13 protein-coding genes, 1 pseudogene and 1 other annotated feature are annotated in these 14835 nt (G+C 38.5%); of the genes and pseudogenes, 1 reads left to right on the plus strand and 13 read right to left on the minus strand.

Annotated elements, in window-relative coordinates; genetic code table 11:
• Window positions 1-120: 120 nt before the first annotated feature.
• Entirely contained in the window at window positions 121-477 is a 357-nt protein-coding gene (locus B1NLA3E_RS18270) for a hypothetical protein (protein WP_015595317.1), read from the minus strand.
• Between the two features lie 381 nt (window positions 478-858).
• Here B1NLA3E_RS18270 and B1NLA3E_RS18275 point away from each other — a divergent pair, with 381 nt between their 5' ends.
• The gene (locus B1NLA3E_RS18275; RefSeq protein ID WP_015595318.1) at window positions 859-2112 is read left to right on the plus strand and encodes a sialidase family protein; all 1254 of its coding nucleotides are present in this window, start codon (window positions 859-861) and stop codon (window positions 2110-2112) included.
• Between the two features lie 82 nt (window positions 2113-2194).
• Here B1NLA3E_RS18275 and B1NLA3E_RS18280 read toward each other — a convergent pair.
• From B1NLA3E_RS18280 to B1NLA3E_RS18335, 12 genes and pseudogenes are all read right to left on the minus strand, one after another.
• A pseudogene (locus B1NLA3E_RS18280) lies at window positions 2195-2677 on the minus strand (IS110 family transposase); the annotation flags it as partial.
• A gap of 518 nt (window positions 2678-3195) precedes the next feature.
• Entirely contained in the window at window positions 3196-3501 is a 306-nt protein-coding gene (locus B1NLA3E_RS18285; RefSeq protein WP_015595320.1) for a rhodanese-like domain-containing protein, read from the minus strand.
• A 128-nt stretch (window positions 3502-3629) separates the two neighbouring features.
• The gene (gene leuS, locus B1NLA3E_RS18290; RefSeq protein ID WP_015595321.1) at window positions 3630-6044 is read right to left on the minus strand and encodes a leucine--tRNA ligase; all 2415 of its coding nucleotides are present in this window, start codon (window positions 6042-6044) and stop codon (window positions 3630-3632) included.
• Between the two features lie 82 nt (window positions 6045-6126).
• Window positions 6127-6342: a binding site (T-box leader), on the minus strand.
• 153 nt (window positions 6343-6495) lie between these two features.
• Window positions 6496-7683 carry an MDR family MFS transporter gene (locus tag B1NLA3E_RS18295; RefSeq protein WP_015595322.1) on the minus strand — a complete coding sequence of 396 codons (1188 nt, stop codon included), beginning with the start codon at window positions 7681-7683 and terminating at the stop codon, window positions 6496-6498.
• A gap of 211 nt (window positions 7684-7894) precedes the next feature.
• Window positions 7895-9322 carry an ammonia-forming cytochrome c nitrite reductase subunit c552 gene (locus B1NLA3E_RS18300; RefSeq protein ID WP_015595323.1) on the minus strand — a complete coding sequence of 476 codons (1428 nt, stop codon included), beginning with the start codon at window positions 9320-9322 and terminating at the stop codon, window positions 7895-7897.
• Complete coding sequence (locus tag B1NLA3E_RS18305; protein WP_015595324.1) at window positions 9315-9839, minus strand: cytochrome c3 family protein; 525 nt, start codon at window positions 9837-9839, stop codon at window positions 9315-9317. The genes B1NLA3E_RS18300 and B1NLA3E_RS18305 overlap by 8 nt, the downstream gene beginning before the upstream one ends.
• Window positions 9840-9905: 66 nt before the next feature.
• A complete protein-coding gene (locus B1NLA3E_RS18310; protein ID WP_015595325.1) occupies window positions 9906-10409 on the minus strand; it encodes a TlpA family protein disulfide reductase in 504 nt (167 codons plus the stop codon).
• 6 nt (window positions 10410-10415) lie between these two features.
• Complete coding sequence (locus B1NLA3E_RS18315; RefSeq protein WP_015595326.1) at window positions 10416-10811, minus strand: hypothetical protein; 396 nt, start codon at window positions 10809-10811, stop codon at window positions 10416-10418.
• A 36-nt stretch (window positions 10812-10847) separates the two neighbouring features.
• On the minus strand, window positions 10848-11327 hold the full coding sequence (locus B1NLA3E_RS18320) for a cytochrome c-type biogenesis protein CcmH (protein ID WP_015595327.1): 480 nt from the start codon (window positions 11325-11327) through the stop codon (window positions 10848-10850).
• A 6-nt stretch (window positions 11328-11333) separates the two neighbouring features.
• Window positions 11334-13328 (minus strand): heme lyase CcmF/NrfE family subunit, encoded by a 1995-nt coding sequence (locus B1NLA3E_RS18325; protein WP_236619587.1) that lies wholly within the window; start codon window positions 13326-13328, stop codon window positions 11334-11336.
• 71 nt (window positions 13329-13399) lie between these two features.
• Window positions 13400-14386 (minus strand): hypothetical protein, encoded by a 987-nt coding sequence (locus B1NLA3E_RS18330; RefSeq protein WP_015595329.1) that lies wholly within the window; start codon window positions 14384-14386, stop codon window positions 13400-13402.
• A 268-nt stretch (window positions 14387-14654) separates the two neighbouring features.
• A complete protein-coding gene (locus B1NLA3E_RS18335; RefSeq protein WP_015595330.1) occupies window positions 14655-14834 on the minus strand; it encodes a hypothetical protein in 180 nt (59 codons plus the stop codon).
• Window position 14835: the final 1 nt, after the last annotated feature.

The following is a 14835-nucleotide window of genomic DNA, read 5'->3' on the forward strand; positions in this document are numbered from 1 at the left end:
TTAGCCTAAGTACATTCTTCACAATCTCCATTTCTCTTATTAATCGTTATTAAACAATTTGGCCCAATTCATTAAGAAGAGCGCATTTCTTGCTGCAGAAATGCGCCCGATTGCAGAATATCAAACCATTTCGATTCGGGAACCAGTAATAACAAAATGTGGACTGTTATCCTTTCTAAAGAATCTCCAGTGTTCACTATGTGCATTGTTTTCTGAACTATCTAGAAATACTTCTAACGTATACCCACCAGATAAAACGACCTTTAATCCTCCAACCCCGTCAGATTCAATCTGCTCTACAATTATGCTTCCATTGACTTCTAAAAAAGTTTTAATACGTTCATCAAATCTATTGTTATCTTGTATATCCCAATCAAAATCCTCAATACTGCCTTCCCAATCAGAGTTTGGAGTATAGAAATCTCTTGACGCTACCCATATTTTATTTTCAACGGTATTCCTATTGTCCTCTTCCAATTACCACACTAGCGGTGTATTTCTATTGTCCGCCTCCACGAGCTATGCCCACCTCCACTAACTAAAGGTTGTATTTCTATTGACCTTATCTATTTACTACACTAGTGACAGAAGCCAGCCAACGCTAGTGATTTTTTTATATAAAATGTAACATATTTTACAAATTTTATAATGTGTTTTTCAGTGGTCTCGAACCGTCCCCGTGTTTACGTGTTGACAGTGTTTAAAAAAATAGATAAAACTAGTACTATTATCCAAACCATTATATTATCTAAGAATATTATATTAGTAAATTAAAGAAAGGAGAAGTGAAAGAAAATAGTAGATATACGTGTAACACCAAATAATTCATCTCAAAATGAGCCCAGTGTAGCCGTAAATTTGTCAAATCCCAACATCATTGTTGCTACAGCAAACGACTATCGGTTAGGCCCATCGAGAACAGGAGTATACCGCTCCACAAACGGAGGAAGAAACTGGACAAACAATATTCTGCCGCTTCCGGCAGGATTCACAGAGGCAGGCGATGGTATCGCAAACTGGGGAGGTGGAAATCTATTCCTCGTCTCCGGCATTGTATTCAATAGAAACGCTGCTGGTCAGGGTGTAGACACATCGGTCGTGGTCTATCGATCCACGGACAATGGAAATACCTTTTCGGCTCCAATTATTGTCAATCAGGGAAATGGCACAGCTGAAATCAACGATAAAAACTTTTCGGCTATTGACAATTCAAGGAAAAGTCGCTTTCGAGGCCGAGCCTATATTAGCTACACCCAATTTACAAATAATTTCAATAATACGCAAATATTATTCCATACTTCTAATAACGGCGGCTTAACCTGGTCTGCACCAATCCCGATCACTGGAGTTATCACTGGAAATACGTTCGTTCATGGATCCAATGTCGCTGTGGGACCAAAGGGAGAGGTCTATGTGGCTTGGATTGAGCGGGAACAATTTGCTGCAGGAAACGCAGCCTTCTTCAGAGTCCGTCGTTCCAATGACGGAGGTGCTACATTTGGACCGATCATTACCGTCAGCCCAATTACTGCACTTCCTTTTACCTTAACCTCAAACATCCCCAATTGGCAATTCCGAACTCCAACTTTTGCTTACCTTGCCGTAGATCTCTCAAAAGGTAAATCTTCAGGAAGAGTGTATGCTGTATGGAATGACTATTCATCCGGAAACGCTCATATCCTTTCCTCCCGTTCCAAAGACGGAATAAGTTGGTCCACTCCTGTAAGAGTAGATAGAAAAAGTCCTCAAAATACCCAGAACTTCTGGCCATTTCCAGTCGTTAACTTTTCGGATGGAAAAGTCAAAGTCATTTACTATTCAAATAGAGTATCAGGAGGTACTCAACTAGATGTTTTCGTAGCCGAGTCATCCAAAAATGGACAATCATTCCGAGTTAACAAACGCATCACTGACCAGTCCTCCAATCCGAATACAGGGGAATTCCCTGCTCCTGTTACAGGAAACACCACATTTATCGGTGACTATATTTTTGCAGCTATCATCCCACCTAACGGATTGATTTCTGTTTGGACTGATTTTAGAACCGGCAATCAGGATATTTTCGCAGATATACAGGCACCGAAAACTAAATCAAAAGGACCTAAGCGCTAAGCTAGGTAAAAATTTTAATAGAATAAAGGCACATTAACCAAAGCCGTCTCATCCCAGCTACATCATGGGATGAGACGGTTTATTATATTTTGACAAAATCCAAGTTTTCACTTTTCGACAAAATCCGAGGGTTTTTTTCATACTGTCTACACAAGAGGGATAATATCAGTGCGGGGTGGCTTTCTTGTTTTCTAAAACATTTTTCCGAGAAATCTATGTGCCATTCGGGGAGTGGCAGTACAGAAACCATGGACTGAAGGATCGCCATAAGGTCAAGATTATCTGTTTTTGACCAATTTAACAGAGCATCTCTCTCCTGGGCTGTGGTCGCTGAATTTAGGATGCGAACATGATAGCCCTCAGATCGGCAACTTCGAACAAGATCCTCGTAATAGTGCCCCGTCGTTTCAATTCCAACCACAACTTCCTTCGCTTTAGATCGTCCTTTCTCATTCTGGATCTGCCTTTTAAGGATTTCAAATCCTGTTAATGATGCATCAAATTCAAACGGTTTTACTAATATGTCCCCATAAAATGTAGAAAACATTGCTTTATGTGTATATTTCGCAGCATCAACAGCTTTTTTACTGTTTCCTTGGGTATCCCCTTTGACTAGTAAGCTTCTTGATTCAAAAAATTATGTATTAAATCCACATCTAAATACTCTTTATTAGTAGAAATCGAAAACCCCTTATTTAACCATATTCTCATTTCAAATCCCCTCGTAATCCTTTTAATTCTACTGTAATTATATCAAACCAATAGTGTAAATCTTATAAAACCAGTAACTTCAACTTAAAAAAATACTTTAATCAATAACGATTCCCTCAAAAATTACTCCATTAAATGGCCCTTTAACGGAACAATTTTCCCTTAATCCACCTATCAACTTTTGAAGTTCCTTTTCTTTGCGAAGACACAAAAAAACCTTTAGAAGAAAAAATCTAAAGGAGAAAAATGGCGCAACTTTTTTATAAACAGTATAACTTTATTTCAAATTTACACAAAAAAACAACAATGAGCATTAACTCAGCCAATATAAAAAATAAACCGGTCTAATTTTCAGACCGGCATCAACTGTTCTTATTTAACTTCGCCATTCCACTCCAGCATTCCGCCAACCATGTTTCGAACCTTTACGCCATGGTCATGAAGGAAATAACAAACATTTTCACTTCGACGACTTGAACGGCAAATTAAAATGTATTCTTTATCTGGATCGAAGTAATCAAGATTCATGGGTATTTCGCCCATTTTGATATGTTTTGCTCCAGGAATCATTCCTTCGGCAACCTCTTCATCTTCTCTAACATCAACAAGTTCTAACTTTTCCCCTGCCTCAAGCCTCTTTTGTAATTCTTCTGTCGTAATAATATTTAACTCTTCCATCCCCAACATCCTCTCATTAATCTGAGTGCAGACTTGAACCAGTCTGCCTCTTATTTTATTATTATTCCAAACCAAAACAAGGACAAATTCTACCTAATGTTTTGTTACCCCTTTGGAATCACTTCACCTTAATTTGCAACGATGTTTACAAGCTTACCCGGAACAGCAATCACTTTGCGAACCGTTTTACCATCAATTTGTTCTTTTATGTTATCATCGTCCATGGCAATCTGTTCAAGTATTTCCTTAGACGCTCCAGACGGAACCAATAATTTTGCTTTCACTTTCCCATTGATTTGGACAACGATTTCTACCTCATCATCAATCAATTTTGCTTCATCATAAGCTGGCCATGCTTCGTATGAAATGGTTCCCTTTCCACCAAGCTTTGACCAAAGTTCCTCGGCAACGTGCGGAGTTATAGGTGCAAGTAATTTTACAAATCCCTCAATAAAATGCTTAGGAAGTACAGTTGCTTTATAAGCATCATTAATAAAGACCATCATTTGTGAAATCGCAGTATTAAAACGAAGACCTTCGTAGTCCTCTGTTACCTTTTTAACAGTTTGATGATAAACTTTTTCTAAGGTATCATCATCACTTGTTTGAATTTTAGAACTTAATTCACCGGTATCCTCAATAAACAAACGCCAAATTCGATCCAAGAAACGACGTGACCCGTCTAATCCATTAGTCGACCAAGCAATCGATGCATCAAGTGGTCCCATGAACATTTCATAAAGTCTCAAAGTATCTGCACCATGGCTGATGACAATATCATCAGGATTTACGACATTGCCCTTTGATTTACTCATTTTTTCATTGCCTTCCCCAAGAATCATCCCTTGGTTAAACAGCTTTTGGAAAGGTTCTTTCGTTGGGACAACCCCGATATCGTATAAAAATTTATGCCAGAAACGAGCATATAATAAATGAAGCACAGCATGCTCTGCACCACCGATATAAATATCCACTGGTAGCCATTCATTTAATTTCTCAGCATCCGCTAATGCTTGATCATTTTTCGGATCAATATAGCGTAAATAATACCAGCAGCTTCCTGCCCATTGTGGCATGGTATTTGTCTCACGGCGTCCTTTTTTACCTGTTGTCGGATCCTCAATATTAACCCAATCCTTAATAATAGCCAACGGAGATTCACCTGTTCCAGACGGCTTTATTTCAGATGTTTTCGGCAACACTAACGGTAGTTGGTCCTCTGGAACAGCGGACATTGTTCCATCCTCCCAATGGATAATCGGGATTGGTTCACCCCAATAGCGCTGGCGGCTAAACAACCAGTCACGCAGACGGTAAGTTACCTTTTTCATACCAATTTTTCTCTCTTCAAGCCATGAAATCATCGCTTGAATACCATCTACCTTATTCATTCCATTTAGGAATTCAGAGTTTACATGATCGCCATCACCGGTATAAGCTTCAGTCGATATATCTCCTCCACCAACGACTTCAATAATCGGCAGTTCGAATTTCTTAGCAAATTCATAATCCCGTTCATCGTGAGCCGGGACAGCCATAATTGCCCCAGAACCATAACTCATTAGGACATAATCAGCAATCCAGATTGGCATTTTTTCACCATTTACAGGATTAATTGCATAAGCACCAGTAAATACACCTGTTTTGTCCTTAGCTAAATCGGTTCGTTCAAGATCACTTTTGCTCTTGATTTGATCAAGGTATACTTTAACTGCTTCCTTTTGCGAATCGGTTGAAATCACACCAACTAATGGATGTTCAGGCGCAAGCACGGCATAAGTGGCCCCAAATAGGGTATCTGGACGAGTCGTAAATACCGTAAACGTTTCATCGTAACCGTCAATATGGAAGGTAATTTCTGCCCCTTCTGACCTACCAATCCAGTTCCGTTGCATTTCTTTAATACTTTCTGGCCAATCAACCTCATCAAGGTCTTCCAATAATCGATCAGCATAGGCAGTAATCCTGAGCATCCATTGTTTCATAGGACGTCTTTCAACTGGATGTCCACCACGTTCACTTTTTCCATCGATTACTTCTTCATTTGCCAAAACGGTTCCGAGTGCTGGACACCAATTTACTGCTACTTCATCAATATAGGCAAGGCCCTTTTTATAAAGCTGCAAGAAAATCCATTGTGTCCATTTATAATAGCTCTGATCTGTCGTGTTAACTTCCCGATCCCAGTCATAAGAAAAGCCTAATGATTTGATTTGGCGACGGAAATTATCAATATTTTTCTTAGTAAACTCTGCAGGGTCATTCCCTGTATCTAAGGCATATTGCTCCGCCGGTAAACCAAATGCATCCCAGCCCATCGGATGTAAGACGTTATAGCCCTGCATCCGTTTTAATCTTGATAAAATATCTGTTGCAGTATAGCCTTCTGGATGTCCAACGTGTAGTCCTGCGCCAGACGGATAAGGGAACATATCAAGGGCGTAAAACTTTCGTTTCCCCTTTTCTTCACTTGTTTTGAAGGTTTTATTTTCTTCCCAATAGGTCTGCCATTTTTTTTCAATATCCTGATGATCGAAGCTCATCGGTTTTTCCTCCTATTAAATATGTATTGGTAAATATCAGATAGCAATTTTTCAGTATAACAAAAAAACCCCTCATCCCATAAAAAGGGACGAGAGGATTATTATATCTCCCGCGGTACCACCCACATTAGTGTTTACACACTCACTTACTCATCCTTAACGCGGAAAACGGCAAGTATTACTAATCTTCACACCTGCTACTCAAAGGCGAGTTCATGAAAAGCCTGGTTGACTTGCACCGTCCGTCAACTCTCTAATTCAGGCAAGAATCATTACTACTCCTTGTCAATGTCCATTTATAAAACTATAAAGTTATTGTATTAAATTTCTCTTTCTAGTGCAAGTAAACACTAGCCATCTAGAGAGAGTAATAACTATAATATGAAAAAAGTGTTAATGGGTGAAGGTGCTCTAAACGTTTATTTAGCAATGTATTATTATCCCGCTATATTTATGAAGCTTTTGCTGTGGGTCCACTCGTTGCTTTAAGCTTCCGATCATAAATAATCGTTGTGAAAATAGATAAGATGAACAGCACGATCATCACCCTAAATAGCATGTGCATGTCGTACATATCAATTAAGATTCCACCTAATAATGGACCGATCATCCGGCCTGCAGTTGCTGTGCTATTCACGATTCCCTGATAAAATCCTTCTCTCCCTATAGGCGCCAGTTTGTCTGCAATGGTTGGCACAGCAGGCCAAACCAACATTTCGCCAATGGTCATGATCATCATGGCTACAGCAAAAGCAGTGAATTGTTGTGCTTGTGAAGCGATAATAAAGGCCACCACAAAAATAAGGGTCCCAAGGATAATTTGTTTCTTAACCGATTTTGCTAGGTATTTTATCATTTTTGCCAAAATAGGTTGACCTAATACAATAAGTGCTCCATTTATCGTCCATAATAGACTATATTGTTTTAACGAAAGGCCGATTTCTTGGGTGTAAGGGCCGATTGTTGCTTGCCATTGACAATACCCCACCCAACTAAGCATAAAGCCCACACAAAGAATCAGAAGTGCATGAAGCTGAGAATGATGATTCGCATTCATTCGCCCACTAGGATTATTAGCCTGTTTCCCTACTTGAGTTTTAATTCCTTTATATCCAAATAAGGCTATGAATAAAAAAATAAGATACAAAAGGGCGTTAGCTAAGAAAATCCACCGAAAAGAAATGGCTGCTACAATCCCACCTAATGCAGAGCCAATGGCCACTCCTAAATTAGAAGCTACATAAATGGCATTAAAGGCTTTTCGGCCGCCTTCCTTCCAGACTGACCCAGCCATTGCATACATAGACGGAAAAACAATTCCTGAACCAAACCCAACAACAGCTAAAAAAATGACATATTCTGGCCAGCCATTCCACATCGTTAATCCAAACAGAGCCAATACCGTAATCCCAATTCCTAGAAGAATCGAGCGATAGCCTCCGATTCGATCAAACAAATGCCCCCCAATTAAATTACCGACCACACTTGTGGCCGAATTTATCATTAAAACCATTCCTGAAATGGACATTGACTTCCCTAAATGGTCATGAATATAGATAGAATTTAAAGGCCATAAAAAAGAAGAGCCTGTAACATTCACTGCCATACCGATCACGAGAAGCCATAAGGCTCGTGGCATGAAAAATCCGCTCCCTCAAAAATTATTTCGATATATTTCGATTAACAAAATAATTCTAGTGGTTTTTGACCTCCTTGGCAAACCTTTTTTCCACACCACTCTTCATAAAATGAATACACATTCGTTTTCATTGACACCCGAACAAAAAGTAGTCAAAATTAAAAAATGAAAACACCAGGTAACTGCAATTACCCGGTGCTTTCGAAGTACTTTATTTAACTGGAGGCTGTTGCGCTGGGAAGTAAGAATTGATGGCTTTTTCTTTCTTTTTAAAGTTATCTTTTTCTTCCACTACAGCCTTCTTCACTTTTTCAATCTCTGTATTTAATTCCTCAATACTAACACCCTTCTTAACAAGCTCCTCTGTTGCAATGCGAATCGCTTCATTAGAGGCTTCAAGGGATATTCTTAATGAATTCATCGATCCTTGTGGATTATGGAACCCGGCTGAGCTTTCAGCGGCAACAATATCCCAGAACCATTGTCCTTTACGAATTTGATCCTGCGCCAACTTCACCTTGTCTGCACTCACTCCAGATGTAATCATTTTATTCACATAGTAATGAGAAGTAATCGAAACATCCTCAGCTTGGTGTAAGCCTTCCATATGAGTATCTTGGATATCAGTAACACGATCTTTCAATTCATCCAATTCACGGTTAGTATGACAAGTTCCGCAAGATGTTTTCATCGTCTTAAGTGGAGATGTCCACCAGTGAGAACTAATTTTTTTCTTACCGTCTACACGTTCATACGGCATATGACAATCAGCACAAGCCACATTTGCTTTTCCGTGTGGTCCTTCTGAAGATGTTTCAAAATCAGGATGCTGAGATTTCAACATTGGAGTACCTGAAACATTACTGATCCAGTCTTTCTCAAAGCCTTTTTCTTTTGCGGTAGTTTCATAGTATTTAAACATATCTTCTGGTTTGAACCCATTTGCCCACGGGAATGTTACTTCACTATTTTTAGCATCAAAATAGTACTCAACATGACATTGCCCACAAACATAGCTACGCATTTCATTTTTTGTTGGGTTTGACATATCCACACCTTTGGATTCCATCGCTTTCACAAAACTTGGACGAGTCACCCGTAAATCCATTGTTTCAGGATCGTGACAGTCAGAGCATCCAATTGGCGAATGGCCCATTGACTCCGCTTTTGGCCAAATTTCTGAATTAAAGTTTCCACTCCAATAAGCGTCTCCCATTTCCTCAATCATATGAGGGACAGCAGTTGACTTACATGTTAAACAGGAACCAACTGACTTGTCATTAATCCGTGCAACTGACCGAATATCATCGAGTGCATAAATATGACCCCGGTCTTCATTATATTCTGTCGCAAATCCGTAACCATTGAACAAGATTGGTAAATATGGTTCTTTATCCTGATCAAATTTACTTCGCTTAACAGATCCACTATATTTTGTATCTTCCATTTTTTCGTTTTTCTTGTAGCTATCATATTGAAGCGGAAATAAATCTTTAAATGCTTCATTGCTGATTTCATCTTTTGATAAACCCGTTTTCAGTTCACTGGCATTTTCTTTTTCTTTAGCGCCAGAACAGCCTGAAATGATGAATATGACAGCGACTAGTAAAATATAAGTCCAACGATAATTCCTAGCCATTGCTCATCGTTCCTCCCTTTTCTTGTAAAAGTTCTCCCTTTTTAGCTGGTTTGTAAAAATCTTCATTCTTAAAACCTTTCCCGTGCGGTACCGACTGATGACAGTTTGTACAGCTTTCTTTTGCATCATGTGAAACATTCTTCAAAGTGCTCTTGTGGCAATTCATACAATTGTGATTAATCGCCTCTTTTGAACCATCAGTTGGATGGAGCACCTCTGGTATATCTTCCTCGCCTAACGTATTGTAATAAACGTGACCAAGCCCTGACTTTGCTTTAAATGTATACTTACTCACCAATGAGTCATGTGGTAAGTGGCAAGCAGCACACGCGAGCTCTGCGTGTGGAGAATCAGTGAATGAATCATAGACATTGGTCATAATATGACAGCTCTTACAAAATTCTGCTGAATCTGTGTATGCCAAGGTTTTCACTGTTACAACTGAAAGGACGATTCCGAGAAATAATCCTATCAACAAAAGTAAGCGCTTATCTATTGCGAGCAACCTTTTCATCATGTTTTCACCTCCCTGGTAAAAATTCATTTCTATTTATTAAAACACTTGATAGTGCTCTAACCATGGTTAGTGAAGCTTTTCAACTATATCAATCAACTTTTTCTTCGTCGTTGGTCCAGTGATTCTTTTTCTAATCACCCCTTTACCATCAATAATGATTGTTTCAGGTTGACCAACTACGTTGTAGTTTTTAGCGGTTCCTTCTTTTGTATCAAGCAGGTAGATGAGCTTTGAATTATTTTTTTGAATATAATTTTTAACCCGATTGGTTGTTTCGCCCTTTGCTAAAACGAAAAACTGGGCATCTTTATATTCTGACCCAAACGCTTCTAGTTCTGGGGCCTCGTCAAGACATGGACCACACCATGTGGTGAAAAAATTCATCACGATGATTTTCCCTCTATAATCAGAAAGCTTATAAGCTTTTCCATTTACATCCTTTAAACTAAAATCTTTAGCCTTATCGCCTAGATCAGCCGTTGTAGCTTTCCCACTTAAACCATTCACCAAAAAACCCAAAAAGACCACTACCACGACAATCACCATGACTGAGATAGGATTCTTTTTCATCTATTTCTAAAAGGAGGAATCTCTTTCATCCTTCCTACCTTCCTTTCTGTGCTTACTGCGGATATTTTTTAATTCAAGTAAAATTTCATGATCTATATTTGAATGGTCAACAGTTTCTTTTTGCTTATAAAAGGGCTGGTCTTCCAGTTGGAAGTAGTCTGCCGCCATGATTTGGTAGCGCTCCTTCATTTCCTGAAAATCAACCTCGGGTATTTTTTTCATTAAAAAATCCATTTCTAATTCGTTTACTGCTGAATAAATCATTTCAACAGATGCCCTATCTTGCTGCTTTTGGTAAATCGATGAAGTCTTCGTTTTCTGGTTATAAAAAGGAGAAACGATAAGATAAAAACAAATAATTGTTACAAAGGAACCAATAATCAAAAACAAAATATCCATCATTCATTCGCTCCTTCCGCATACTAAGAGACTGATTGACTAAAATAATTTCCGTCGTTCTTCATCCATTGTTTTTTCAAATATTTCTCGCTCGATATCATTCTGCCATTGTAATGGGGTCGGACTAGTTTCAATTGAATCTTTTGCCTTAAAGGTGAATTTTTGCATCCCCTTTATAACAATCCAAAGCCCCAATAAAAGACCTACAGCTGGCATAGCCCACGCAAATATTCCAGCCCAGCTTGTCCCTGGTGTTCGTAGGGCTGCCTGCCCATACTCATCAACATAGGATTTTATAATGTCGTTCTGAGACTTTCCCTCATTTAACATGTCGACGACTTCTTCATAATAGATTTTTTTCACTGAACAAGTTGATAAGTCATGGTCGGCATGCCCTTGCATGTCCAACTGTTCGATTACATGTTGAAATTCCTTCGAGTTATAAGTAAAAGCTGCAAATGAAAAATTTGGAACAATCGATAGAAATAGAAAAGTTATCACCGCTATTTTTCGTTTCATTTCCGATCACACACCTTCCGAGCGTCTTAAAGGGTGCAGGTTTATCCGATGAAATGCTGTTTTTCCGCCGATTAAGGCGATCGCTATTCCTAGGACCATGATGAATCCTCCTACCCAAATCCAACTAACAAACGGATTTACTTTCACAAGAAAGGTAGCTTTTTGTTTGTTCTCCCAAGAGCTTAATACTACATATAAATCTTCCTTTATATTTGTTTTGATTGCTACTTCTGTCGAAGGTTCTGGCCAATTGCTATAAAAAATCTTTTTTGGGACAATGGTTCCATCATTTATATCCTTAAATTTAACGCTTACATCTGCAAAGACTGTATCATTCCCTCGCACTGTCTTTTCAGTAAGGCCGTTAAAGGTTAAACGATAGTCACCAATCGCAAATGTTTGACCTTTATCCACTGTTTTCAAAACTTCCTGTGAATAGGTATGGGAGGAAATGATCCCAACAGCTAGAATGGCCATCCCTATATGAACAACATAGCCACCGTATCTGCGTTGGTTCTTTATGGTTAACCGAAAAACTGCTTTCAAAAGGTTTTCATTCGTTGCCTTTTTCCGTGCCTTCATTCCCCGCCAAAATTCTAGGAAATGAGTGCAAAACATAAATACCGAAGCAGATAAGCCAATGATGGCAAACACCCCATGAATACCAGACAAGACCATTGCGATTCCGAAAAGGACTGCCACAAGAAATGGACCCATGATATTTCGGATAAACCGACTAAAAACAGCCTTTTGCCAGGAGATTAGTGGGCATATAGCCATGAGGATAATTAAACAAAGCATGATTGGCGCCATTACTTTATTAAAGTAAGGGGCTCCCACATTAACTTTTATCCCTATGATTGATTCTGAAACTAGTGGATACATCGTTCCCCACAGAACAGCAAAAGCTGCTGCAATCAGAATTAGATTGTTTAATAAAAAGCTGCTTTCTTTTGAAAAATACGCTTCTATTGGGCTTGTTTCTTTTTTAATCAATTGATATCTTGAGATGGCAATATAAATAGCAAACAATGCCATGAATGACATAAAAATTAAAAAGTAAGTACCGAGATTGGTATCACCAAAGGCATGAACACTTGTTAGCACACCACTTCTTACTAAAAAGGTCCCAAATAACGTTAAAATATAAGAAATAATGATAAGACTTATATTCCATGTTCTTAACATGTTTTTCCGTTCTTGTATCATCACAGAGTGCAAAAACGCTGAAGCCGTGAGCCATGGTAGGAACGAAGCATTTTCAACTGGATCCCAAGCCCAGTAGCCGCCCCAGCCAAGCTCTAAATACGCCCACCAGCCTCCGATAATATTACCTAATGTTAAAAATAACCATGCAGTTAATGTCCAACGTCTTGTTAATTTGATCCATTCTGCATCCATTCTTTTCATCATAAGTGCAGCAATCGCAAAGGCAAATGGAACAGCTAAACCGACATAACCTAAATACAAGGTGACTGGGTGAAGGACCATCCCTGGATTTTGCAGCATTGGATTTAATCCTTTTCCATCCGGTGGAATGATGTCACTCATCGCAAATGGATTTACACTTACCAGAAGAACGAGAAAGAAAAATACAATATTAGCTAAAAGGATGCTCGAAACATATGGAATCATTTCGTTATGTTTGTTTCTCTTTGAAAGCACGATCATCCCTGTATAACAACAAAGCAAGAAAAGCCATAATAGTAACGATCCTGCATTACCTGCCCAAAAGGCCGTTAGCTTATAGACAAGCGGCAACTCAAGATTTGTATATGCTGCCACATATTTATATTGGAACTGGCTTGTGCCAAGTATATAAAATAGAAGAAACGCAGCAATGCTTGATACGAAAGTAAGAGATAAGATTCCGCCTTTAGCACTTTGAAGCCAAATCTCACTCTTTTTCCTAATCCCGATTACAATAGCAGTCAAGGAATAAATAGAAATTACTAAACCGAGAATAAGTGAAATGTTTCCTAATAGATAAATGCTAAACACCACCTTCGCCTGTCTAATTTATGGTTACTCTCCTGATGAATTAATAACAAGACGGTCAGAATCATTATGGTTTATTCGACAAGCTTCCGAAGCAATTCCTGATATTCTTCCTCCGAGATGTTTCCTTCAAGTAACATTCCTCTGAGTCGTTTCTTTTTTGTTTCAAGATCTGTCTGACCTAAATCAATATCAGGAAGACTAGTTTCTTTCTTTTTCTTCTTGGCTTTTCTCTTCAGGAATAATAAGACAAGAATAGCGACCACACCACTAATTCCACCAACTCCACCTACCATTACTCCCATAGAAAGAGTCTTATTTTTCTTTACCTGCCCTTGTTTAGCGGTTTTGTCCCCCATTTCAGCCATTATATCCATTGTTGTTTTCGAATCTGATCGTTTATATTCCAAATGAAATTTCTTCGTTTGATCCGGTATCATTCCTTGAATTTGGTACATGAACATGTTCATTCCATAGCCATTTTCCTGATGGGATTCAGCCGCTGGAGTTAACTTGAAGCTATTTGTTTTAAGAGGCTCTAAAAATAAAATTCTTACTAAACCAATATTGGCAAAGCTTTTAAATTGGTAGTCCAACGTATTTTTCTTTTGATTGACTTTTATATCATTTGTATAATACTCAACTACAAATTTATAGAACTCCCCAGGTTGAACATCTTCACTAGTCGTCCATGAAATGGTTCCCCTGTCCTTATTTATGTCATACTCAATTTCGTTCATTTTTGAACCATCACGATTGTAATCAGCGACAAATCCGATGCGAAAGTCTTTTGATTTTACAGGAAGGGGAATTTCGATTTGACCTCTTTGGGGTTGAGCACTTTTGTTCATTAATGATGCATGAAGTCCGACTAATAATGGTGGATGATCCTTCTTTTTGTCCATTGGATGATAAGAGTATTCTGGCATCAATTGAATGGAAAGCTCCTCCATTGAGAGAATCGGAGAATTCGTATCAACGTTTGATTCAGCGCTCGAATCATTCGGCAAAGTCATTAGCAAACACATTAGTAAACTTATATAAAATGCAGTCTTCCTCATCTATGTCTTCCTTTCCAGTGGTAAGTTTATATAAATCAACAACCTTTTAAGCAATCACCCTGTTATGTAGTACTTCCTTATTTAACGATTTTTCAAGATTGGGTTCTGTGACGTATTTCACAGTTTACCCTCCCATTCGTTACCTTTTTGTGAACTCCGTTTTAACATCAAATATGTAGTGTTAATGTAGTTTTCGTGTTTGGGGAAAAAAAGCGAGCAAAAACTAGCCCCATACAAAGTAAATGTATGAGGCTCTTTTTCACTATTATTATGAAGATTGTTCTGGTTCTGGATGGAACTTCGACTTTACTGGCTGTCCACCTGTCTTTTCGTAATTTTTCTTCGATTGCTTTACAGGATCGTAATCGGTTCCAAGTTCCATATCTTGATTATTAACACCATTTCGTGTTTTTTGTTCTGGATTGTTTTGTTTTGAACGCTTTTTCATG

The organism is Bacillus sp. 1NLA3E (assembly GCF_000242895.2).
Lineage (GTDB): Bacteria > Bacillota > Bacilli > Bacillales > Cytobacillaceae > Bacillus_BU.

Excerpts from the sequence above, each read along its gene's own strand:
- B1NLA3E_RS18310 (WP_015595325.1), bottom strand. The coding sequence starts at position 10,409 with ATGAAAAAGAATCCTATCTCAGTCATGGTGATTGTCGTGGTAGTGGTC.
- B1NLA3E_RS18305 (WP_015595324.1), bottom strand. The coding sequence starts at position 9,839 with ATGATGAAAAGGTTGCTCGCAATAGATAAGCGCTTACTTTTGTTGATA.
- B1NLA3E_RS18335 (WP_015595330.1), bottom strand. The coding sequence starts at position 14,834 with ATGAAAAAGCGTTCAAAACAAAACAATCCAGAACAAAAAACACGAAAT.
- B1NLA3E_RS18300 (WP_015595323.1), bottom strand. The coding sequence starts at position 9,322 with ATGGCTAGGAATTATCGTTGGACTTATATTTTACTAGTCGCTGTCATA.
- B1NLA3E_RS18330 (WP_015595329.1), bottom strand. The coding sequence starts at position 14,386 with ATGAGGAAGACTGCATTTTATATAAGTTTACTAATGTGTTTGCTAATG.
- B1NLA3E_RS18295 (WP_015595322.1), bottom strand. The coding sequence starts at position 7,683 with ATGCCACGAGCCTTATGGCTTCTCGTGATCGGTATGGCAGTGAATGTT.
- B1NLA3E_RS18315 (WP_015595326.1), bottom strand. The coding sequence starts at position 10,811 with ATGATGGATATTTTGTTTTTGATTATTGGTTCCTTTGTAACAATTATT.
- B1NLA3E_RS18320 (WP_015595327.1), bottom strand. The coding sequence starts at position 11,327 with ATGAAACGAAAAATAGCGGTGATAACTTTTCTATTTCTATCGATTGTT.
- B1NLA3E_RS18285 (WP_015595320.1), bottom strand. The coding sequence starts at position 3,501 with ATGGAAGAGTTAAATATTATTACGACAGAAGAATTACAAAAGAGGCTT.
- leuS (WP_015595321.1), bottom strand. The coding sequence starts at position 6,044 with ATGAGCTTCGATCATCAGGATATTGAAAAAAAATGGCAGACCTATTGG.